Genomic DNA, 22,358 nt, shown 5'->3' on the forward strand with positions numbered 1-22,358 from the left:
GGCAAATTTATGGCACGTTATTTTATCGATCGCCCCATTTTTGCTTGGGTGATCGCCATTATTATTATGCTGGCGGGACTGATGGCCATTAAGGGCTTGCCCGTATCCCAGTATCCCAGTATTGCGCCGCCAACGGTGGCTATTACCGCTAACTACCCAGGTGCTTCAGCTAAAACGGTTGAAGATACTGTAACGCAGGTGATTGAGCAGCGTATGACTGGTCTTGACCACCTGCGCTATATCAAATCTACCAGTGATAGTTTTGGTAATGCAGAGATCACCCTAACCTTTAATGCTGAAGCAGATGGTGACATCGCTCAAGTACAGGTGCAGAACAAGCTACAGTTGGCGATGCCTTTGTTGCCTCAAGAGGTACAAGCACAAGGTGTAGGCGTCGCGAAAACCAGTGCTGGCTTCTTGATGGTACTGGGTTTTGTTTCTGATGATGGCAGCATGGATAAGGCGGATATTTCCGATTATGTTGCGGCTAATATTCAAGACCCAATGAGCCGTGTTGCAGGTGTGGGGGACATTCAACTATTTGGTGCACAGTACGCGATGCGTATCTGGTTAGATCCAATGAAGCTGAAGCAGTACTCATTGACCAGCGCCGACGTGGTGATGGCGATCCGTGAGCAAAATGCGCAAGTTTCTGCCGGTCAGTTAGGTGGTTCACCAGCGGTGATGGGACAGGAGCTAAACGCGACTATCTCGGCCCAGAGTCGTCTACAAACCGCTGAAGAGTTTGAGCAGATTGTACTGAAATCCGATGTGAGCGGCGCCAAGGTATTCCTCGGTGATGTCTCAACAGTCGAGGTCGGTGCAGAAAGCTACATGGTGAACTCTTTCTATAATGGCAAACCTGCATCAGGTATGGCGATCCAGCTGGCTGCTGGTGCTAACGCACTGGATACAGCAGCGGCTGTTATGGCTCAAATTGATGAGATGAAGCCATTCTTCCCACAAGGTTTGAATGTGGTTCTGCCATTCGATACGACACCATTCGTGAGTAAGTCTATCGAAGGGGTTGTACATACTCTTCTGGAAGCTGTAATACTGGTATTCTTTATTATGTACCTGTTCTTGCAGAACTTCCGCGCAACGCTAATCCCTATGATTGCAGTTCCAGTGGTATTGCTGGGTACATTTGGGATCTTGGCGGTGACGGGCTTCTCAATCAACACCTTGACCATGTTTGCTATGGTGCTGGCCATCGGTCTTCTGGTGGATGACGCCATTGTTGTGGTGGAGAACGTCGAACGGGTGATGGCTGAAGAGGGCTGCAGCCCACTGGAAGCGACTCGTAAGTCGATGGATCAGATCACTGGTGCCTTGGTCGGTATCGGTTTGACGCTGTCAGCCGTATTCGTGCCTATGGCATTTATGTCTGGCTCTACTGGTGTTATCTACCGTCAATTCTCTATCACTATCGTGTCAGCCATGGCGCTGTCGGTATTGGTCGCTGTGATTCTAACTCCTGCGCTATGTGCCACTATGCTCAAGCCTGTGGAGAAGGGTCATGGGTACACCAACAAAGGCTTCTTCGGTTGGTTTAACCGTACGTTCGATCGCTGGACGTCACGTTACGAAGCAAGTGTCGCCGTTATTATCAAACGCACTGGTCGTGTATTTGTTATCTATCTGGCGCTAGTGGTTGCTACTGCTTGGGTATTTATGCGCTTACCAACGGCATTCTTACCGGATGAAGATCAGGGCGTTATCTTCTCTCAGGTGATGTTGCCAGCAAACGCAACTCAAGAAAGCACCATGAAGGTGATGGATAAAGTGAGTGACTACCTGCTGGAATCTGAAAAGGAAAACGTACAATCTGTATTTGCGGTTTCTGGTTTTAGTTTCGCGGGTATGGGTCAGAACATGGGTATCGCCTTTATTGGTCTGAAACCTTGGGATGAGCGCTCTAACCCTGGTCAGGATGTACAGTCGATTGCCAATCGCGCTATGGGCTACTTTATGACGATTAAAGAAGCCTTCGTGTTTGCATTTGTTCCTCCTGCGGTATTGGAGTTGGGGACAGCGGGTGGTTTCGATCTCTTCCTACAGGATAAGAACGGTCAAGGCCATGATGCGCTTATTGCAGCCCGTAACCAGTTGTTGGGCATGGCGGGACAAGATCCTAATCTAGTGGGTGTACGCCCTAATGGTCAGGAAGATGCACCTCAATACAAGCTTAATGTCGATCATGCCAAGCTCCGTGCTTTAGGTCTTAGCATCAATGATGTGAACAGTGTATTGGCAACGGCTTGGGGTGGTAGTTATGTGAATGACTACATAGATCGCGGCCGTGTTAAGAAGGTATTTGTCCAAGGTGAAGCTGAGTCGCGCATGCAGCCAGAAGATCTAGACAAGTGGTTCGTACGCAACGATCAAGGTGAGATGGTGCCTTTCTCAGCTTTTGCTACTGGTAGCTGGGAGTTTGGTGCACCGCGTCTGGAGCGTTTCGGTGGCTTACCTGCGGTAAACATTCAAGGTGCAACCATACCTGGTTTTAGTACTGGTGCTGCCATGGACAGTATTGAGACGATGGCGGGTAAGTTACCTGCTGGTTTCGGTATCGCTTGGAATGGTCTCTCCTATGAAGAACGCTTATCGGGTAATCAGGCGCCTATGCTATATGCCTTGTCTATCTTAGTGGTGTTCTTGGTATTGGCGGCCCTGTATGAAAGCTGGTCAGTACCTATTTCGGTCATATTGGTGGTTCCGTTAGGGATTATTGGCGCGCTGTTGGCGACCTATGGTCGTGGCCTTAATAACGACGTATTCTTCCAGGTGGGTCTGTTGACCACTGTAGGTCTGGCGACTAAGAACGCTATCTTGATCGTAGAGTTTGCGAAGGAATACTATGAGAAGGGCGCCTCTTTGACCGATGCAACCTTGCATGCAGTAAGAGTGCGTTTACGTCCAATTCTGATGACCTCACTGGCCTTCGGTTTAGGTGTTGTGCCGTTAGCTATCAGTACTGGTGTTGGTTCTGGTGCACAAAACGCAATTGGTACCGGTGTTGTGGGTGGCATGCTAAGTTCTACCTTCCTAGGTATCTTCTTTGTGCCACTATTCTTCGTGATTGTTGAACGTATTTTCAGTAAGCGTGAGCAGAAAAAGAAAACAAGCACAGAAGTTGCTGAGTGATCTAATTACTCTTTGATAAAAAGCCCGGCACCTGCTGGGCTTTTTGTTGCTTCATACACAAAATGGAGCCTTAAATCTCTCTTATTAAGAGAATAAAATTCACTCTTAAATTGCAACTTCTTCAGTGCTAAAAATGGGTCTATTTTATCTTTTAAGTGTCTTTATAAAGACTTATATATCAGCTACACCTTTAATATCTTCTATAATAGAGCTAGTAGGTTCATTTTTAGCTGCTAAATCTCAGGGTAAACTCTTAGTGATTATTGGCAGTAAAGAGCCCATTTTAAACAGGAAATAGAGAGAATATAAAAGTAAGAAATATAAGCCAAATATAAAAATAAGAACTGTTTCCTTGGATATATATTTCAGGAGGAGGGCTATGGTTAGTCGTAGAAATTTAAAGCAGGAGCATGAACTTGCCGTGCTGAACTCTTTTGCCGACCACTTAAAGCTAGAGGGAAAGTCGCTTGAAATTTTAGAGCAACCAGACCCGCCTGAAGCCATTGTTAATATTGATAAAACCAAAACTTGGATTGAGATCACCGATGCATTTCTAGATGAGGAACATGCTCGCAGTTTAATGAATAGTATCGCCGATGATGTCCCTCACATTGTTGATGAAACACGTGACGAGGCTGAGATTGAGCCTGACTTCCAATCTGTGGTTCATGGGGTGATTGCTAAGAAGTATGATAAGAAAACTATGCTGCAAGCCCATAGAACATTCGGGCGTGGGATCTTACTCGTCGGTATCTTTACTCCGTTTAACTCTGCCAGTGGTATTGCTGATGAGGAGAGAGAGAATATACGTGAGCTGGTGGACAATAAAGCCAAGGCGATATTCGATAAAATCTATGTTTACGATGGCACCCTAAAGCACAAGTTTTATCTTCTATTTGAGCAGTTGTAACAGTAAGGAAAGAGTGGCTCGATAAACAGAATTTACCGAGCCATGTTTCATGCTAGTTACTCAATAACTCTATGGCGTGTAGTAGGTGGCAGCACCTGGGCCTACAGGGAAACCAAGTACGAATACCCACAGGAAGAAGAAGCAGGTCCAACCGATAAAGAAGACGATTGAGTAGGGCAGCATGGTTGCGATTAGCGTACCTATTCCTAAGTTCTTCTTATACTGCGAAGCAACCGCTAAGATCAGTCCAAAATAACTCATCATGGGGGTGATAAGGTTAGTCACTGAATCTCCAATACGATAAGCCGCCTGAATGGTTTCAGGTGCGTAACCAACCAGCATCAACATGGGGACGAAAATCGGTGCCGTTACAGCCCACTGAGCCGATGCACTGCCGAGCATAAGGTTGATAAACCCACACATCATAATAAACAGTACAAATACTAGCGGGCCTGTTAGGCCGATAGCGTTTAGGGCATCGGCGCCAGATACCGCAAGCACTGCACCTAAGTTGGTCCATTTAAAGAAGGCAACGAACTGAGAGGCAAAAAAGACCAGGACAATATACATGCCCATTGAGCTCATGCTGTTAGACATGGCATCAATTACATCTTTATCACGTTTCATGGTGCCGACGACTTTACCGTAAACAAGGCCTGGGATCGCAAAACAGATAAAGATAAAGGCGACGATCCCTTTAAGGAAAGGTGAGCCTGCAACGAGTCCTGTTTCTGGGTCTCTAAGCGGGCCACTCTCAGGTACTACGGTGAGTGCAACTAATACTGAGAGGATCAAAGTGGCGATACCTGCTGCTTTTAGTCCCTTTTTCTCTAGCGTGGTGACGCTGTCCATCGATTGATTAGACAGATCAATATTGGCCTCACTTGGATCGTACTTTCCAAGTTTAGGCTCGACAATCTTCTCTGTGACTAAGGCGCCCAAACCTGTGATAAGGAAGGTCGAAACAAACATAAAGTACCAGTTCACCTCTGGACCAACGATATAGTCAGGGTCAATCATCTGGGCTGCTGCTTCAGTGATCCCCGAGAGTAGAGGATCGACAGTACCTAGCAGTAAATTTGCGCTGTAGCCACCGGAGACACCGGCGAAGGCGGCCGCTAGACCTGCCAAGGGATGACGACCAAGGGAGTGAAATATCAAGGCTGCCATTGGGATAAGCACCACATAGCCAAGCTCTGAGGCGGTGTTCGATACGATACCTGCGAAAACTAAGGTTAAGGTAACAAGGCGTTTAGATGCGCCCATCACGAGTAAACGCATGGCAGCCGAGAGCATGCCAGAGCGCTCAGCAATGCCGACACCTAAGAGTGCTACTAGTACGGTACCAAGTGGAGTAAATCCGGTGAAGTTGGTGACAAGGTTTGAGACTATCATTCTCAAGCCTTCGGCGTTCATTAAGCTGACGACGTGGATAAGACCATCTTCGCTGCGGCCAGAGGCGCCAACAGGTCTTGGATCTGTCACGGTAAGCTCAAAATAACCAGCAATACCGCTGATCACGATTACGGCCATACAGAAGATGGCAAAGAGTGTAATGGGGTGGGGAAGTAAATTACCTAGACGTTCGACAATATTCAAAAAGCGGACAAATGCGCCACTTTGTTTCTCAGGAGACCCTGAAGAGTTGAGATCTTGCGGCAAGCTCTCATCTTTATTCAATCCCATTTTTTATCCCTTTTATTATATTTTTTACCGTCTGTGTACTAATTATCATTAGTCGCGGCTTTTTCTTACTCGAAATATCCGAGTGGACTCTTCATAGTGTCCTAGTTGCTTTAATTCAAACTTAATTTGGCTTAAAAATGGACGTGGAAAGGCGATAATATCACCATTATGGCTCCTTGTTAGACTTCTTAAATTGGTTTGGTGTCATCTGGGTTCGGCGTTTAAATTCAGTATAGAAGGAGGACTTGCTGTTATAACCCACCTCGTAGGCGATATCTATGATGCTCATATTTGTATTGATGAGCAGATGTTGGGCATCTTTAATTCGATATTGGTTGATCAGATCGAAGTAGTTTCCTTGAGTTTGTTGGTTGATGATCTGAGACAAGTGGTGGGTACTGAGCTTAAGCTGTGAGGCTAGTTTGCCCAATGATAGGGTTGAATCTTTATAGATCCCCCCCTCCATCAATATATTAAGGTGATGGATCACCTCTTTTGCCAAATCATTGGTCACCGATGAGCGGTATTGTCTATCCGGTGTATCAGCTTCTGGGCTTGTTTGGCCTACCTCTTGTTGGAGCTCTTGTGCTTTTGGGGGTAACAGCTGATGCAGGTCGGCATCTGATATGAGCTTCTTCCCCAGCACTGGCAGGTAGTAAAAGATCATGCAGCTGATTGCTGTTATCACCAGGAGTATGGATGAAATCATCCAGGTAAATTGGTGTGGTAGCCGAAATAGAAAGAAGAGAAAAATCACGATAAAGCTGAGGCTTATTCCTAGAAATGCACCCTTGAGTTTGTTCATCTCTCTGAGTACATCTTGCTTCTTATTGTTGAGTTCTATATGCAGTTCTCGCCAGCTTAGGTAGAGGTAGAACAAGCCTAAGCTACTGATAATGAGCAGACGAGAGAAGCGGATAGGCGTCATTGACAGCGGCCAAGATATCACCTCTTTGGCATAAACCTGTGAGAAAAAGTGGCTCTTACCTACTTCATCCAAAAGGTTATAGGGCATCATGATAGCGAGATAGATAAATGGAATTACTAGGTGTCTAGCATTTCTCCATTGAAACTCATCACTTAAACCAACACTGGCTTTGAAATAGAGATAGAAAAAGATAGGAACCGAGACAGATAGAGGGCCAGAGATTGAGATGATGTAGAGAAAACTCCCTCCCTCCTCAAAAATTGCCAGTTCGATCATCAAGCTTATCAAGCCCACCAACATCAGTGAAAAGCAGAGTCGCGCCTTGGCATTTTGATGGGGCGTGGTGGCCGCATATCCCATCATAAAGAAACTCATTCCAACAGAGATAAGCAACAAGATTGTCATTAACTGCATGGCTTTCCTCTGCTGTACCTTGTGATGTCCATAAGTGGCTTGTGTTACTGCGCTTTAACAATTTAAACACTAAAAATTGAGGTGCGAATTATAACCTTATGATTTTTATTGTAAATAAAAAAGTCCGAACGGGTCGGGGCGGTCGAGTAGAACCGATATAGATAATAAAGTAACAAATGGTTATCAAACCATGAACTTTTATTTTGATGAAGTGGTGTGCCCATGGAACTCACAGGGGGGCAGCTACCAGAGGTTTAATTGCGATGAAATATAATAATAAACAGAGACACCTTACACCGATCGCACTGGCATTAACATTTGCGTTAGCCGGTTGTAATAGCAGTGATAGTGAGCCAGAAGAGGAGGTGGTGCTACCAAGTACCGCCAAAATTGAGTACACCTCCTTTGGTGTTCCCCATATCACAGCATCAGATTTTAAAGCCCTAGGTTATGGGCAAGCCTATGCCCATGCTCAGGAAAATATGTGTACTCTGGCTGAACAGATCGTTGAGGTTCGTGGGGAGCGAGCAGTGACTTTTGGTGCCGGCAACGGTAACTCAAATCTCATCACAGATTTTGGTACTCAGGCCTTAAATATCTATAGCGATGCAGAAAACTCCATTGAGGGGATGACCGAGGAGCAGTTTGACTTGCTGACAGGTTACGCGGATGGTTTTAATCAGGCGGTGATCGATAAAGCGGGCTCACAAAACTACCCCTCTCCCTGTCGTGGCGTCGATTGGGTTCCTGAAATAACGGTGACCGATCTGCAAGCTTATCATCTTAAATTAGCGCTATTTGCCAGCGGTGGTGCATTAAGTGCGCAAATTGCGACAGCCTCGCCCACCACGAGTGAAAAGGCATTAGGGCAAACCTTCAATGAGATCGCCGCTCAAAATGAAGGCTTAGGCAGTAATGGCTGGGCGCTAGGCCGTGATAAAACCGAATCTGGTAGCGGTATGCTGCTCTCTAATCCACATTTTCCCTGGAGCGGTAACCTACGATTTGTGGAGAATCACTTGAAGATCCCCGGTGAGATGAATGTTACCGGCGTCTCTTTTGTTGGTGTCCCTGGCGTGTTAATCGGCTTCAATGAACATGTTGCTTGGACTCATACCGTTTCTCAATCTAAGCGTTTGACTACCTATCGCCTGACGCTAGACCCTGCCGATCCGACTCGTTACCTCTATGATGGTGAGTATAAGCAGATGACGAGCCAAGATTATAGTGTCTCAGTTCAGAACGAAGATGGTAGTCACTCTGAGGTGAAAAAGACCCTCTACTCCTCCCATTATGGCCCCATGATTGGCTGGTATCCTGATGGCAGTGCAGTGACCTATCGCGATGCGAACCTCAATAATGGTAATATGGTTAGTCAATGGTTTGCCATGGGACGAGCGACCTCCATTGAGGAGTTTGAAGCGGCTTTCTCGACTTACCAAGGGATCCCTTGGGTCAATACCATGGCCACAGATAATAAAGGCAACGCCTTCTACATCGATGGCTCAAGAGCACCTAACCTTAATGCCTTTGCGCTGACTCTGTTAAAAGACTTTGTTAATAATGACCCTGTAGGTAAAGCGTTGTGGCAAGGCGGTCGTGGTCAGCTTGTACTCGATGGCAGTATGTCACTATTTGAGTGGATAGATACTGGCACTACGCCTATCCCTGGCGTTGTTCCCTTTGAGCGTGCCCCCAAAGTGATGCGTAGTGATTATGTTTTCAATGCTAACAGCAGCCACTGGCTTACCCATGGTACTGAGCCGTTAGAGGGATACTCCCTTGTATATGGTCCAGAGCAAACGATCCGTAGCCCTCGTACCCGCATGAATGCCACTATGTTAGAGGAGCATTCACCTCAAGGGATCTCAGGTGCTGACGGTAAGTTCAATATTGATGAGCTGAAAGGAGTGGCTACCAGTGAGCGAGCACAAGTTTCTGAGCTACTTAAAGATCAGTTAGTGGAGCGCTGTACAGGCGTGACGAATATTATTCTTGAGAGTCAGGAGGTTGTGGATATCTCAGCTGCATGTACCACATTAGCAAATTGGGATGGTCTATACCGTAATGACAGTCAGGGAGCTCATGTTTTCAGAGAGTTTCTTAAAGTGTTCGATGTTGGCGGTGAGCAAGCCTTGAGCGATAGCCTCTTTAGCAAAGGGTTTAATGTTAAAAGACCTATAGCAACACCTTATCAATTGATGAAGCATGAAGGCAGCAGTAACAGCGACCCTATTTTGCAAGCATTAGCTGGCACAGTTCAGCATCTTGCTAGCGTGAATATTCCACTGTCTGCACCACTAGGTTCAATCCAATATCATATGAAGAATGATGAGAAGCTTGCTATTCCCGGCGGTGGAACCATAGATGGGGTCTTTAATATCAACACAGGTAGCAGTGCTAAGGTTGCCGCTTATGGTTACCCAGTATTTCATGGGGCGAGTTGGCTAATGGCGCTGGAGTTTACAGAGTCTGGACCTCAAGCTGAGGCCTTCTTAACCTATGGTCAGTCACACGACCCTGAATCTGAGCACTTTGTAGATCAAACGCGTCTGTTCTCTAAGGGGGAGTGGCGACCTGTTGTGTTTACTGAAGCGCAGATAGAAGCTGATTTGGTTGATACGATTGAGTTAACTTTAGATTAAATTTATCTTGTTGATGTTCATTGGGCGTACTCTTCTGAGTGCGCCCTTTTTCTAATTTTTAGGCAAAAAAATGGACCCATGCAGGTAGAAGCATGAGCCCAAAAAGGGGATGATGGTGGTGCGATTAACCTCTAGATATTATCTAAAAGCTAATTATTTGGTTGAGCCTAATATAACGATAACTGTCTGAACCGAGACTGAATGAGATATCCAAATTAGTCATAATTTAATCATGGTTTTACCGATAGTTTTTAGGCTGGATTTAGTTTGGATTTATCGCTCAGTAGATAAAAAAATGGCCTCTGGGATAGAGGCCTAAGTAAGACACGATTAATAAGCGTCCTTGGTGGGATATACCCAAACAACTTCAAGATGCAGGATTCAGCATGTCGAGGTTGCTTGGGTATACATATTAAACGTTATAGCCTGTACGATTGCTGAATAATGATACAGAAGCGAAAACTATTCCTTTACCCAGCATACAATCTCCCTCTAATAAGGATTATCTTAGCTTTAGTTAGGCTTGAAGGGCTGTGAGGCGAGTTTTTTTTGAGGTGGTGGTTATTTTTTACCGTTTCTATTTTTTGCTTAGTGTTACTGTTAACAAAGGGTTACACTATTTCTCGCCTAAGAATTTATTTTAAATCGTAATTAAAGGCATTAATTACCGGTTTTACTTTATCTGGTTCGTTTATTCGGGCTTAACTAACCTAGAAAGGCTTTTTTAGTCAGACTATTTTGAAATATGCACAATTAGCACCCTCTTTAATTCGGTTTTTCTAGTTGATAAATCGCTGGAAATAGTGGAGAAAATAGGTGATGGTAGTGGGTTGTGGCTTGATAAAGATTGAATATCTGGATAAAAAATAAAAGCAATAAAGAACAATAAGGACATAGTATGGATGGAGTGTTATTAGGTTTAGGTCTGGTGGTGATTATTGCCTACCTTTGGTATGTCAGCTTAGTTAAAAAGCGCAATGCGGGGCGTGAGGCGCTTTCAGGTATAGATGTACAACTGAAGAAAAGGGCTAATGTCGTTCCTAATATTTTAACGATCGCTAAGAAGTTTATGGATCATGAGAAATCACTTCTTACTGAGATCACTGAGTTAAGAACCCAAGTTACTAATAGTTATGATAACAGTGACGCCACGGAGATTAAGCAACATCTGGCTGCTGCTGAACGCCTTAATAGCAAGATGGGGCAGTTGATGGTGACGGTAGAAGACTACCCTGAGCTTAAGTCTGACAATACCATGCTTCAGGCGATGCAGACCTATAATGAAGTTGAAGCGCATATTTCAGCTGCGCGTCGTTTCTATAATGCATCGGTGACAGAGTTGAATAATGCGGTGGAGATCTTCCCCGGTTCAATTATCGCTTCGATGGCCAATATTAAGGTGATGCCTTTTTATGAAGCTGATGAAGCCGCTAAAGCGCCAGTTAATGCCGCAGATTTCCTGAATTAATCTTAATTGCGGCCCTTGGCCGCAAGCTGCCACCGAGCTTAAATGAATATTGTTAGTTTTATTTTTGGGGCGCCGATTAAGCCTAAACGTCAGTCTAAACCTCTCGTTGCTGTCGGCGATGAATTAACCTCTCTACAGGCTCACTATGATGAGCATATTGAGCCATTAACCCGTAAGTTTGAAAACCGTCGTGTTGCTAGTTTAAAAGCTCTTAGACAGCGACTGTATATGAGCTTGGCTATATTTGCCGGTGTTCTTATTATTTCGGTGCTTATCGATAATCAACAGAGATTAGGGCTTCCTTGGCCGTTTTTTCTTCTTCCTCTTATCCCCTTAATCTGGTGGTCCTCACGACCCGTTTCACGTTATAAATCCGATGTAAAACAGCGAGTCTTCCCTAAGATTTTTCGCTATTTTGGTGATGATTTTATCTTTAGCTCTACTCACCAAATGAGCCTCTCGGCGTTAAAGCGCTCTAAGCTACTCCCCAGTTATGATAATGCGAGTTTTGAGGATTATGTTCAGGGAACTTATAAGGGGGTAGAGATAGCTATTAATGAGCTTGAGCTAACTAAAGAGGTGAAGCGTGATAAACGTCGTGAGACACAAACTGTATTCAATGGGGTGATGGTGCAGTTGAGCTGTCATAAGCCTTTTACTGGCCATACTGTGGTAGTAAAAACTCGAGGAGGATTAATCAACTTCCTTTCAGATTCTTTTAAAAGCCTCTCTCGAGTAAAACTTGAAGATGTGAGGTTTGAGAAACAGTTTGATGTGTTCTCTTCGGATCAAATTGAAGCAAGGTATCTGTTAACTGTGACCTTTATGGAGCGGCTTCAGGAGCTGGCTAGTTGCTTCAGTGGCAAGATACAGTGCGCATTTTATGATGATAAGTTACTTATCATGTTGGCAAGCAGTGAGGATAGATTTGAGTTGGGGTCCATCTTCCATGGTGCCACCTTTGAGTATGAGTTCAGTCAGATTAACAAAGAGATGCGTCAGTTATTTGCTATGATTGAAGTACTCAAACTCGATGAATATACGGGCCTATAGATGATATTAGCAAGTAGAGAAGTAAGCTTGTTTAGAGGGATGCAGATACTCTTTGTTTTTCTAGTCACCCCACATGCTCTCTCTACACAAGCTGCAGATAAGCCTCACTATAAAGCGAGCCGCTCAGAAAGCGGTCTGGTTGTGACAGGGCAAGTTAATGAGCTAGCCTCAGAGCCTGTTGGCGTTAAAATGTTAGATAACAGCAGTGCTCAGACTATCAACAGCTCCTCAACTTCTCTTAATCGCTCAACAGTGCCCCCCAAGCCTGTAAAGAGAGCTCAAGCTGCATCATCACGCCATGTGCTGGATAACTCAAGTGCAGGAAAGCAGTACCGCTTAGAGACGACTTTAGATGACCGCGTAAAAGTTTATCAGTATCAGGATGAGAATGGTGTGGCCGTGTTTACCGACCACGCCCCAGGTGCGAGCGAGTATCAAGTTATCCTTTACGATTGCTACGCCTGTCGACCGGATTCAGATCTTGATTGGAAAAAGATGCCGCTTTATTCGAAACGCTTCGATGATCTAATTCAACTTGCGGCGAGAAACCATCAACTTGAACCCGCTTTGATCCGTGCAGTTATCCATGCTGAGTCTGCCTTTAATGTCTATGCCATCTCAAAAACTGGTGCTATGGGCTTGATGCAGCTAATGCCGGAAACTGCCAAGGAGCTTGGGGTTAAAAATGCTTTTAAACCTGCGCAAAATATCGATGGTGGAGCTCGATATTTAGCTAAGATGCTTAAACGCTTTGGTGGCGATATCGAGCTTGCCTGCGCTGCTTATAACGCAGGCCCAACAAGGGTCACCGAACATAAAGGGATCCCACCATACCCTGAGACCATAGCGTATGTTGAGCGAGTAAAAATACTGCTAAAGCGTTATCAAAGCTTAGGGTGATCTCAGTGTGGGCAGAGCGTGAACTCGCATTAAAATAGGCAGCATTAAGCAGTACTTAGCTCCCTACCTGACTCTATGGCTGAATTAAGATGTCTCCAGACCATAGGGGCGACAACGGCAAAAATCACTAAGTTGGACACTGGCATCGCCAACCATACTCCATTTATTCCAAATACCTTCGGAAGGATAAAGAGGAAGGGGAGTTGAACCACCATATTACCAACAGATATCCACAGGGATCTTCCACCTTGGTTTACGGCCATAAAATACATGATCGCCAGTACCACAAATCCATCGAGAAACATTGCAAATAGATGCAGTTGAATACCGACTATTGTCTCTGTCATCAAGGCTCTATCTTCACTGTTAAACAGCCCGATAATGGCTTCGGGAAACAGGTTTAAAATCAGCACCCAAAGCAGGCCCGCAGAGATTGAGACCTTAGCGGCAAGCTGAAACATACGTTTGATGTTTTTTGGCTCCCTAGCGCCGAAAAAGAAACTGACTGGAGGCTGCATCCCTTCACCGAGTCCCTCTGCGACAAAGTAGTACAGCACCATTAGATAACCAACAATTGCAAATGCCCCGACCGTTAATGAAGATCCATACTCCATAAATAGGCGGTTATGGAGCGCAAATACGAAGCTGGTATACAGGTACATGACAAAACTGGAGGCGCCCAAAATCATGATCTTTCCGGCCAGCTTTGGACTAAAAATGAATGCAGAGGCGTTAAATTTAAAGTCTGTTTTTGATGAGATAAAGTAGCCGATCCCTAAAATAGACACAGATATCTGGGCCGAGATAGTGGCGATAGCTGCGCCTTGAAGGGCCATATTAAATTGTACAATCAGCAGATAATCGAGCACGATATTTAAACATGCGCCCATGACCATCAAGCCGGTGGCGATATTTGGGCTTTCATCATTGCGAACAAGAATAGGGATAGCAGCTGCAAGAATTGTAAAAACCAAAGACCAAGTAAATGGGGTGGTGTATTGCTGCGCCATCAGTAGGGTTTGCCCGCTACCGCCTTGCATGAGCAAAAGGGTGTCGACACTCAAATTTAATACTATAGAGCCGATTAATCCAAAGCCAATAACGAGCAGAAGGGCGCTGGCTAAGGTGTTATTTACTTTGGTTGATACTAATTTTTTATCATCGCCAGTTAGGCTATTCTCACCGCGATTGATGGAGAGTAAGCTGCCTGAACCCATGCCTATCATTAGGCCAATACCAGCAAAAATATAGATGATAGGCCAAGCCATATTGATACCTGCTAGCCCTTGGTAGCCAACGTACTGGCCAATAAAAATACCATCAACAATTTGATATAGACCGTTGACCAGCATCGCCGCGACCGAAGGAATGGCGTAGCGCCAAAATGTTCGGCTGATTGAGCTTGATGTCTGATCTGATGGTGATTGATAGCTGTGCATGAGTTTCTACTGGTATTAATGGGTAGCGATAGAGTATCTTCAAATTTCGGATTGAATAAGTTAGTAAGTATCCGCATATCGGATAGGTAATTTAGGGATTGGTAATAATAGTGATAGGGAGAGCAGAGTGAATTGGAGTCTGTACCAGCTGGAAGCTTTTGTTCTATCGGTGAAATATGGCTCGTTCTCGGCGGCAGCAAGAAAGCTGGGGAGAGCACAGTCACGAATTAGCACTGCCATTGGTCACCTTGAAGATGATCTGGGTTTTGAGCTGTTTGATCGAAGTGCCAGGCTTCCTGTTTTGACCCCTTGCGGTGAAGATATGTTTATTGAGGCCCAAGCGGTACTGCAGCAGTGCCAGCGTCTTGAGTCCCGCGCTATGACGTTATCAACGGGGCAGGAGATAAGCCTGACGGTTGCCATGGATGAGGCGGTGCCGATCAATGCATTTGAGTCTCTGTTTGAGCAGGTATCGATCAAGTTTCCACTGTTAAAGCTTACTATCATCAATGGTTCACAAGATGATATTGGCTTGTGGGTTGATGAGGGGAAGGCCGATATGGGCATCTTATTTCACTCTCGCAACGAACTGCCTGAGTCGTTGGAATTTATGTCCATTGGCCAGTTTAAACAGTCTTTGATTGTGTCGGTAAATCATCCTCTTGCTCAGTTTTCGGCACCTAAAATTAAAGAGTTAAACCAGCACAGACAGCTAGTGATCCGTGACCGAATGGGAGATAAGCAGGCAAAAGCACTCGCTGCTAACCATTGGTATATCGACAGCTACTACTATATGACAGCTCTGGTTATTCGTGGAGTGGGTTGGGCGCTCGTTCCTGAGCATATCGCTAATAGTGAGTGGTATTCAGATGACATTGTGACCCTATCAACAGAGCATATCCCCTCCCCATTATTGGTTGAAATAGGCGTTGTTAATCGGCGGGATCAAGCTTATGGTCCTGTAATGGAGTGGATCTTTTTAGAAATTGAGTCCATGTTTAAGAATAAAGTGAATAATTACAGCAACAAGTCGGAATCTCCTTAAAGAAGATTGGAAGTAGAAACAAAGATTAGGGAGAGGATGATAAGGTGAAAGTATGCAAACAGGCTTAGAGCAACAACTTATAGAGCTTGAGCTTTATCTGCTTAAGTCTGAAGTAAGATCTTCGGTAGAGGAGCTTGCTAGCTTGATCCACGATGATTTTTTAGAGTTTGGTGGCTCTGGAATTCGCTTTGGCAAGGAGGAGGTATTGATGAGGCTGCCTAAAGAGAGGTGTCCAGAGTTTTGCGCTACCGACTTTGAGTTAAGGGTGTTAACGCCAGATCTGGCACAACTACTTTATCGTGCATCCATGATTAAACCCGATGAGTTTATTACCCGCTACTCTCTGCGCAGCTCCCTTTGGAAGAGAAGTGGAGACAATTGGCAGATGATTTTTCATCAGGGCACGCCCTGTGAAGCATTTTAATTTGAGTATCAACCTCATGACTAAAAATAGAAAGAGCCAGCTTAAAGCTGGCTCTTTTTATGGCCTGATCTCATTGATTTAGCTTATTGGCTTATAACCCTGATGTTGTGCTGAGCGGTGTTACTCAGGCACTTCCTGCTTAATGGTGATTTTGCCACCGCCTTGATTTAACACAGGTGAGAGATACTCAAGTATCTCACTTGCCTTAGTATCGAGCTGCCAAGGTGGATTAATGATCCACAAGCCTGCTGCTGTCATACCAAATTCGTCGCTGTCGGCTCTGATCGCTTGTTCGATCCTAAGCTGATTTTTAATGCCGCTTTGAGCGAGAATTTTTAGCATACCCTCTGTTTGTGCGCGGTTAACCACCGGATACCAAAGCATGTACACCCCGGTCGCAAACTTCTTGTGGGCCTTGATAATTGCATTGGGCACATCTTGATAATCAGTTTTTATCTCATAACTTGGATCAACTAAGATAACCCCGCGTCGCTCACGAGGAGGAACTGCAGCGATTAGCCCCTTTAAGCCATCATCTTTGACGACACGAATATAGCGGTCACCAGTGAACTGCTCCTCAAGCAGAGCATGGTCAGCACCGTGAAGTTCATGGAGCACCATGCGCTCTTTTTCATGGCGGTTCATATCGACAAATGCTGGCGAGCCAGGATAGAAAGAGAGCTCCGATTTGCCTTGGTTAAAGTGAGCCACATCTGCAATGTATTCAGCCAGTGGCTCAGGCAGATCCTCTTTTCCCCATAACTTAGCCACGCCCTCTAAATATTCACCTGTCTTTTGGGAAAACTGATCCGTGAGCGCATAACCGCCAGCGCCGGCGTGAGTATCGATATAGGCAAAAGGTGTTGGCTTCTTGTGCATCAGTTTTAGCACTTGCAGTAAAACAGAGTGCTTTAATACATCGGCATAATTGCCTGCATGGTAACCGTGGCGATAACTCAGCATGATGATTCCTAAAGGGTTTCGGCATAGCGATAAGCTGGATATCGTTAAAGGATAACTGAACTTGGCTTTGCGAGATTAATTTGGGTACGGCAAATATTGCCTGATTTGACGGATTATAACTCAAACGCTTTAAAATATATCTCCTGAAGGGAGCTTTTGGCATAATAGAGAGATAATCACGCCAGATCGAGCCACAGTGACCCAAGTTAATCAAACTAAAACCAGTTATGGCATCTTCTTTAATCGCCATTATCCCACTATTGAGTCTGCCTGCGAGCGCTGGGGCCTTGTTTATGATGCCAATGCTGAGTTTGAACTGGTATTTGAAGATAATATTCTGACTCTTATAAAGCGAGATGAGCCTAAGTTGAAAGGGATCTCGGTCGATTTTGTGTCTGGTGCCGTGGCGCATAGACGCAAATTTGGTGGCGGTCGAGGTCAATCTATCGCGAAAGCGGTTGGGCTAAAACAGGGGGTTAATCCCAGTGTTGTCGATGGCACCGCAGGGCTTGGCCGCGATGCGTTCGTTTTGGCGAGCTTAGGGTGTAATGTCACTATGGTTGAGCGTCATCCTGTAGTGGCTGCACTGCTAGAAGATGGTCTGCGCCGCGCCTATGAAGATGCGGAAATTGGTGACTGGATGCGTGAGCGTATGAAGCTGTTTCACGGCTCGAGCATTGATTCACTAGCTGATGCAGCGCACTCATCAAATACAGAGGTGGACGTGGTCTATCTAGATCCCATGTATCCCCACCGTGAGAAATCTGCCTTAGTTAAAAAAGAGATGCGTGTGTTCCAATCATTAGTTGGTGCCGATCTTGATGCCGATGGTTTACTTGCCCCTGCAATGGCGCTAGCAAGTAAGCGAGTCGTCGTAAAACGTCCCGATTATGCTGAAGATTTAGATGGCGTTAAACCGAGCATGGTGATCGCCACTAAGAAAAACCGTTTCGATGTCTATGTACGGGCGGCGATGACGGCTTAAGTTTTCTCGTGAGCTGTCTGGCTTCTGGTATTTGTTGCGATTAAATAGGTAAGTAAGCTAAAGAGGGTGATACCAAGTCCATCGGCGGCTAAGTCCATCATATCTAATGTTCTTGTGGGGATTAGCCCTTGGCTTAGCTCCTCTATCAGAACAAACAGGCTAACGGCTGTGCTGCCCCAGTAGAGCTTAAATCTTCCTATTGAAAGGGTTCTACAGCGGGAAGCTAAGTTAGCAAGCAGTGTGAGTAATCCAAATAATCCGAAGTGGCCGAGTTTGTCGCCATAGGGGAGGGGTTGGATAAGGTCAAAAAACAGATTACTGCTTCCTGTATTTGCTTGATAGATGGCCCATAGAATAAAGGCAAAAAAGCCTAATGCTATGCTTACTGTGAGTTTATAGAACACGTGCTTAAATCCTTTTTGCCTCTCCATTGGCCTCATTGTGACGATTACTCTGCATATGTACAGTGAATGAAAGTTAACAGTTATCCTTCATGTGCTAAGAACTCAATAATTTGTTCCATATTCAAGTCAAAGTCATCCGCTCTGACACATTTAACTATCTCTTCGCTCTCAAATACTGCTAAATCTATATCTTGTGCAGCTTCAAAATGTTTTGGTTTAAGGCTATAGAAAGGTTTTACTATCGGCCTTATAGGATCTTTATGGTTATGGCTTTCTACAATTGCGAGTCGATTTGAACTAAGTTGTACGAGTGCACCGACTGGGTATACTCCCATACACTGAATAAATGAATCGACTAGAAAGTCATCAAGTTGATTGTCTTTTGCTAATGCGCGTAAAATTGTAAAAGCTTTGACTTGAGGGTAGCCCTCTTTATAGCATCGGCTCGAGGTTAACGCATCGTAAATGTCGCAGATGGATATCATTCGCCCATATTGAGTGATCTGCTCGGCAGATATTTGATTAGGGTAACCTTCACCGTTTAATTTCTCGTGGTGTAATTTAGCGACCTCTAAGCTTAATGCGCTTATTCCTGGTGTTTTTTCTATGATACTGATTGAGTGTGATGCATGAGTTTTCATTATCTCAAACTCATCATCAGTCAATTTGTCGGGTTTATTTAAAATGTAATCGGGCACCATGATCTTGCCGACATCATGGAGAAAAGCGCCAATGGCTATTTCATGGGCTATCTCTACATCTATCTTTAAATAGAAAGCAAAAATGGTGAGCAGAATAGATACGGCAACCGAGTGTTCAAGTAAGTACTCATCTTTGTGGCGTATATTAATTACGCAGGCTAATGCATCTGGATTATCAAAAATGAGGTAGAGTGATTTTTGTGTGATTGCTTTTACTGGGGCTAAGTCCAGAGGGCAGCCATTTTTGGCATCGTGAAATAGATTTTTTTGAATGTTCTTGGATTCGTTAAACACTTTGCTGGCTTCATATATATCTTGGTTAAAGCCAGGGATAAGGCTAGCCCTTTCTTTAGAAACTGATCTAATTTGAGACTGTTTCCTGGTCTTACTTGTATCAATGAGTAGACGTTCAACGCCCTTTCTTCTTAACTCATCAATCATACTCTCACTTATTAACCAGCTTGCTTTTGTCAGGTGAAATCTGTTTTTAGGCCTAGTGATATCTAATACGTACATGCCAACTTGAACTGAAGAGATATCTTGTTCGACAATCATAGGCTAAAGTCCTTTTCTCTAAGCTAAGCTCGCAGATCGTCTAGCCACGAGGCTATGGTTACGTTAAAAGTATGGATTACAACATCGACAAAAACCAGATATTCACTTACTTATTGTAGGTATTTATTGGTGAGAATTTAGCCTAATATTAATACTAGAAATTTAAATACTGATTGAGGTCGATGATGATTAAACAAGGAGAGAGAGTTCCAGATGGCACCATGTTGGGTGAGCTGACTAATGAGGGGATGCTGACACACTGTGTGACTGATCTTTTTGCTGGTAAAAAGGTGGTACTGTTTGCCGTCCCTGGGGCTTTTACACCGACTTGCTCTCAATCACATCTGCCGGGGTTTGTGGTGTTGGCCGATCAGTTTAAGGCTAAAGGCGTTGATCTTATTGCCTGTGTTTCGGTGAATGATGCCTTTGTGATGAAGGCTTGGGGTGATAGCCAAAATGCATCTGAGGTTATGATGCTGGCAGATGGCGATGCCAGCTTTACTAAGGCTATTGGTTTACAGGTGGATACGGCTGGTTTTGGTGGTATACGTTCCCAGCGCTATGCCATGGTGCTAGAGGATGGCGTGGTTACCGATCTCAATGTTGAAGCTCCTAAGATGTTTGAAGTGAGTAAAGCTGAAGTTATTCTGGATCTGCTTTAAACCTAGATGCTTGTCTGTATATAGGAGCTTTAAAGCTCCTTTTTTGTTTAGGCCACTTTTAATTCTTTCTTCTCTATACCTAAGCTTAACTCTATGTTTTCAACGCCCAGCTCCACTTCGGTGGCAATGATGGATGTTTGCTGTGATGCTGCAAAGGCTTGGTTTCTTAGAGTTTCCATAGAGGCGCTAAAATTATCTAAGTAGTTGACCTGTTGCAGTGCATTGACCGAGCCCTGTTTTGCTGTCACTGCCATATCACGAGCCTGAGATTGAACCTCTTGAGCTAAATTAGAGAGACTTTGTGCTCTGGTTTTCTGGCTAATTGCTGCTTGGGATATGCCTGACATACTGGTTTCTAGTGACTGATTTGCATTGGTTAACTGAGCTAAAATCCCCTGGATCTCCTTTAAAGACTCTTGTGTTCGGTAGGAGAGGTTACGTACCTCATCGGCTACCACGGCAAACCCTCTACCTTGCTCTCCTGCCCTAGCGGCTTCAATGGCTGCATTGAGTGCTAATAAGTTAGTTTGCTCGGCAATATTACCGATAACATCAATAATTTTAGACACGTCAACGACAGAGGTTGTCAGCCCTGAAAGTGACAAATGACACTGCTCTACGGCATTTTGAGTCTCTTGGGTTGCTAGTAGTACGGCTTCCGATTCGGTGTGGCTTAACTGCATCTGTTGCATGGTTTGCTCTGCACTTTGCTCAACCAACTTAGAGGTGTTGTTGACCTCTTGAGCCAAGAGTTTTATCTCATCAGTTTGTGATTGTGCATCTGTGACTATGGTTTGGGTCTCCTCTGTGCTGCGTGTGATCTGTGTAATACGGCTGACAAGTTTAGAGAGTGAGAGTGATACCTGACTTATCTGTTGCCGTTGGGATTCATCTTCATCCTCAAAGCGTTGTAGTAGCTGGTTAAAGTGACCAGCTATCTGCCCGGTTTCACAGCGCCTCTGTATGGTGAGTCGCTGACGATTATTCGATGCACTGAGTGTATGAAATGCTTGGTTTAACTGTTTTAGGGGAGCCACAACTCTTCGCTGCTGAAGGATAAGATAGGTGATGGCAAATAGTGCAAGTATGGAGACAACGATATAGAGCGTGTATTGTAACTGATTTTTAATCTGCTGATTCTGTATTGATTGAGCTTGGCTGAGAGTCAGAAATGCTTGTTCAATCTCAACAATTTCCAACTTGAGTTGTGACTGAGTTGCTTGATTTTCTTGCAACAAGCTATGTGTATTCGCCACCTCTTTATTGTAACGTTCAGTTAAGCTCAGTAGTTCGAGGTAAAAATCTTCCCCTACCTCTATGACCTCACTTTCTGAGCCTCCTAGCTCAAATTCGTCCGCTTCTTGGGTCTCGAAAATACCTATCAGCGGCAGCGCCTCGAGTGTATCATGCCAAAGTAATAGCTCCCGAATATTGGTTTCTAGATAGGTTTTCAGCTTTCTATCTTTGCCTATCAAATAGTCTTGGGTGAGCTGGGACAGTTGATAAACTAACGGAGGCAGTTGGCGGGTGATAGCCAGATATTGCGCTGCCAATTTGGGATGTTCAGCCTGAGCTTGGATAGCGTATTTGGTTAGATGACGATTGTTGTCCATCATCTCTGACTCAGCGTGGGCCAATAGCTGTCTCGGGTTGCCTGCAAGTTTACCTGCGGCGCGATAATCGGTATCGAGTCGTTGAATAAATTGGTTTATGAGTGATGCAAGATTATCTTTGTCGCTGTCCATAAACAGGGTGAGTTGGCTCTCTATCTGCTGTAACAAGATTTTTGCCTGCTCAAGTTTATTGGCAGCGCCTGTGGTCAGATAGACATCTAGCTCTCCTCTTACTTCAACCAGAAAGCCTTGTTGTAACTCTTGGAGTTGAGTTGCTCTATTTTCAATCTGCTGACGCTCTTGGTTACTCCATATCACCACGGAGGCAAGTAAACCCGCGAGAAGCAGTAAGCAAGCGGAAGCGGAAAGAGAGAGGGTTGAAATTTTCATCCTTGAGAGGCCAGACTACAGAGTTT

The 22,358-nt window shown here is 44.8% G+C and carries 17 protein-coding genes; 10 read left to right on the forward strand and 7 right to left on the reverse strand.

What is annotated here, in order from left to right; all coding sequences use genetic code 11:
• Nucleotides 1-9: 9 nt before the first annotated feature.
• Complete coding sequence (locus tag SWOO_RS00690; RefSeq protein ID WP_012322782.1) at nucleotides 10-3,147, forward strand: efflux RND transporter permease subunit; 3,138 nt, start codon at nucleotides 10-12, stop codon at nucleotides 3,145-3,147.
• A gap of 379 nt (nucleotides 3,148-3,526) precedes the next feature.
• Nucleotides 3,527-4,057, forward strand: coding sequence for a hypothetical protein (locus tag SWOO_RS00695; protein WP_012322783.1), 531 nt, complete (start codon nucleotides 3,527-3,529; stop codon nucleotides 4,055-4,057).
• Between the two features lie 69 nt (nucleotides 4,058-4,126).
• Here the strand turns inward: SWOO_RS00695 and SWOO_RS00700 are convergent, their stop codons facing one another.
• A complete protein-coding gene (locus SWOO_RS00700) occupies nucleotides 4,127-5,743 on the reverse strand; it encodes an AbgT family transporter (protein ID WP_012322784.1) in 1,617 nt (538 codons plus the stop codon).
• Nucleotides 5,744-5,909: 166 nt separating this feature from the next.
• The gene (locus SWOO_RS00705) at nucleotides 5,910-7,085 is read right to left on the reverse strand and encodes a helix-turn-helix domain-containing protein (protein WP_012322785.1); all 1,176 of its coding nucleotides are present in this window, start codon (nucleotides 7,083-7,085) and stop codon (nucleotides 5,910-5,912) included.
• Between the two features lie 263 nt (nucleotides 7,086-7,348).
• Here SWOO_RS00705 and SWOO_RS00710 point away from each other — a divergent pair, with 263 nt between their 5' ends.
• The 4 genes from SWOO_RS00710 (at nucleotide 7,349) to SWOO_RS00725 (ending at nucleotide 13,151) form a co-directional block, all read left to right on the forward strand.
• A complete protein-coding gene (locus SWOO_RS00710) occupies nucleotides 7,349-9,730 on the forward strand; it encodes an acylase (protein WP_012322786.1) in 2,382 nt (793 codons plus the stop codon).
• Nucleotides 9,731-10,628: 898 nt separating this feature from the next.
• A complete protein-coding gene (locus SWOO_RS00715) occupies nucleotides 10,629-11,198 on the forward strand; it encodes a LemA family protein (RefSeq protein ID WP_012322787.1) in 570 nt (189 codons plus the stop codon).
• 42 nt (nucleotides 11,199-11,240) lie between these two features.
• A complete protein-coding gene (locus tag SWOO_RS00720; RefSeq protein ID WP_012322788.1) occupies nucleotides 11,241-12,251 on the forward strand; it encodes a DUF3137 domain-containing protein in 1,011 nt (336 codons plus the stop codon).
• Complete coding sequence (locus SWOO_RS00725) at nucleotides 12,252-13,151, forward strand: lytic transglycosylase domain-containing protein (RefSeq protein ID WP_012322789.1); 900 nt, start codon at nucleotides 12,252-12,254, stop codon at nucleotides 13,149-13,151.
• Nucleotides 13,152-13,195: 44 nt separating this feature from the next.
• Here the strand turns inward: SWOO_RS00725 and SWOO_RS00730 are convergent, their stop codons facing one another.
• Nucleotides 13,196-14,590 carry an MATE family efflux transporter gene (locus tag SWOO_RS00730; RefSeq protein ID WP_012322790.1) on the reverse strand — a complete coding sequence of 465 codons (1,395 nt, stop codon included), beginning with the start codon at nucleotides 14,588-14,590 and terminating at the stop codon, nucleotides 13,196-13,198.
• A 127-nt stretch (nucleotides 14,591-14,717) separates the two neighbouring features.
• On the opposite strand from SWOO_RS00730, the gene SWOO_RS00735 reads away from it, so the two are divergent.
• Together SWOO_RS00735 and SWOO_RS00740 are read left to right on the forward strand one after the other, a co-directional pair.
• Nucleotides 14,718-15,635 carry a LysR family transcriptional regulator gene (locus tag SWOO_RS00735; RefSeq protein ID WP_012322791.1) on the forward strand — a complete coding sequence of 306 codons (918 nt, stop codon included), beginning with the start codon at nucleotides 14,718-14,720 and terminating at the stop codon, nucleotides 15,633-15,635.
• A gap of 52 nt (nucleotides 15,636-15,687) precedes the next feature.
• On the forward strand, nucleotides 15,688-16,059 hold the full coding sequence (locus SWOO_RS00740) for a nuclear transport factor 2 family protein (protein ID WP_012322792.1): 372 nt from the start codon (nucleotides 15,688-15,690) through the stop codon (nucleotides 16,057-16,059).
• A gap of 120 nt (nucleotides 16,060-16,179) precedes the next feature.
• Here the strand turns inward: SWOO_RS00740 and SWOO_RS00745 are convergent, their stop codons facing one another.
• The gene (locus SWOO_RS00745; RefSeq protein ID WP_012322793.1) at nucleotides 16,180-17,022 is read right to left on the reverse strand and encodes a 23S rRNA (adenine(2030)-N(6))-methyltransferase RlmJ; all 843 of its coding nucleotides are present in this window, start codon (nucleotides 17,020-17,022) and stop codon (nucleotides 16,180-16,182) included.
• 196 nt (nucleotides 17,023-17,218) lie between these two features.
• On the opposite strand from SWOO_RS00745, the gene SWOO_RS00750 reads away from it, so the two are divergent.
• On the forward strand, nucleotides 17,219-18,007 hold the full coding sequence (locus SWOO_RS00750) for a class I SAM-dependent methyltransferase (RefSeq protein WP_012322794.1): 789 nt from the start codon (nucleotides 17,219-17,221) through the stop codon (nucleotides 18,005-18,007).
• Here the strand turns inward: SWOO_RS00750 and SWOO_RS00755 are convergent.
• Nucleotides 18,004-18,411 carry a VanZ family protein gene (locus SWOO_RS00755; protein ID WP_012322795.1) on the reverse strand — a complete coding sequence of 136 codons (408 nt, stop codon included), beginning with the start codon at nucleotides 18,409-18,411 and terminating at the stop codon, nucleotides 18,004-18,006. The genes SWOO_RS00750 and SWOO_RS00755 overlap by 4 nt on opposite strands.
• 80 nt (nucleotides 18,412-18,491) lie before the next feature.
• Nucleotides 18,492-19,667: an HD-GYP domain-containing protein gene (locus SWOO_RS00760; protein WP_012322796.1), complete on the reverse strand. Its 1,176-nt coding sequence runs from the start codon at nucleotides 19,665-19,667 to the stop codon at nucleotides 18,492-18,494.
• A 185-nt stretch (nucleotides 19,668-19,852) separates the two neighbouring features.
• Here SWOO_RS00760 and SWOO_RS00765 point away from each other — a divergent pair, with 185 nt between their 5' ends.
• Entirely contained in the window at nucleotides 19,853-20,329 is a 477-nt protein-coding gene (locus SWOO_RS00765; protein WP_012322797.1) for a peroxiredoxin, read from the forward strand.
• A 47-nt stretch (nucleotides 20,330-20,376) separates the two neighbouring features.
• Here SWOO_RS00765 and SWOO_RS00770 read toward each other — a convergent pair whose 3' ends face one another.
• Nucleotides 20,377-22,332, reverse strand: a complete 1,956-nt coding sequence (locus SWOO_RS00770; RefSeq protein WP_012322798.1) for a methyl-accepting chemotaxis protein — start codon at nucleotides 22,330-22,332, stop codon at nucleotides 20,377-20,379.
• Nucleotides 22,333-22,358 lie beyond the last annotated feature (26 nt).

The organism is Shewanella woodyi ATCC 51908 (assembly GCF_000019525.1).
Lineage (GTDB): Bacteria > Pseudomonadota > Gammaproteobacteria > Enterobacterales > Shewanellaceae > Shewanella > Shewanella woodyi.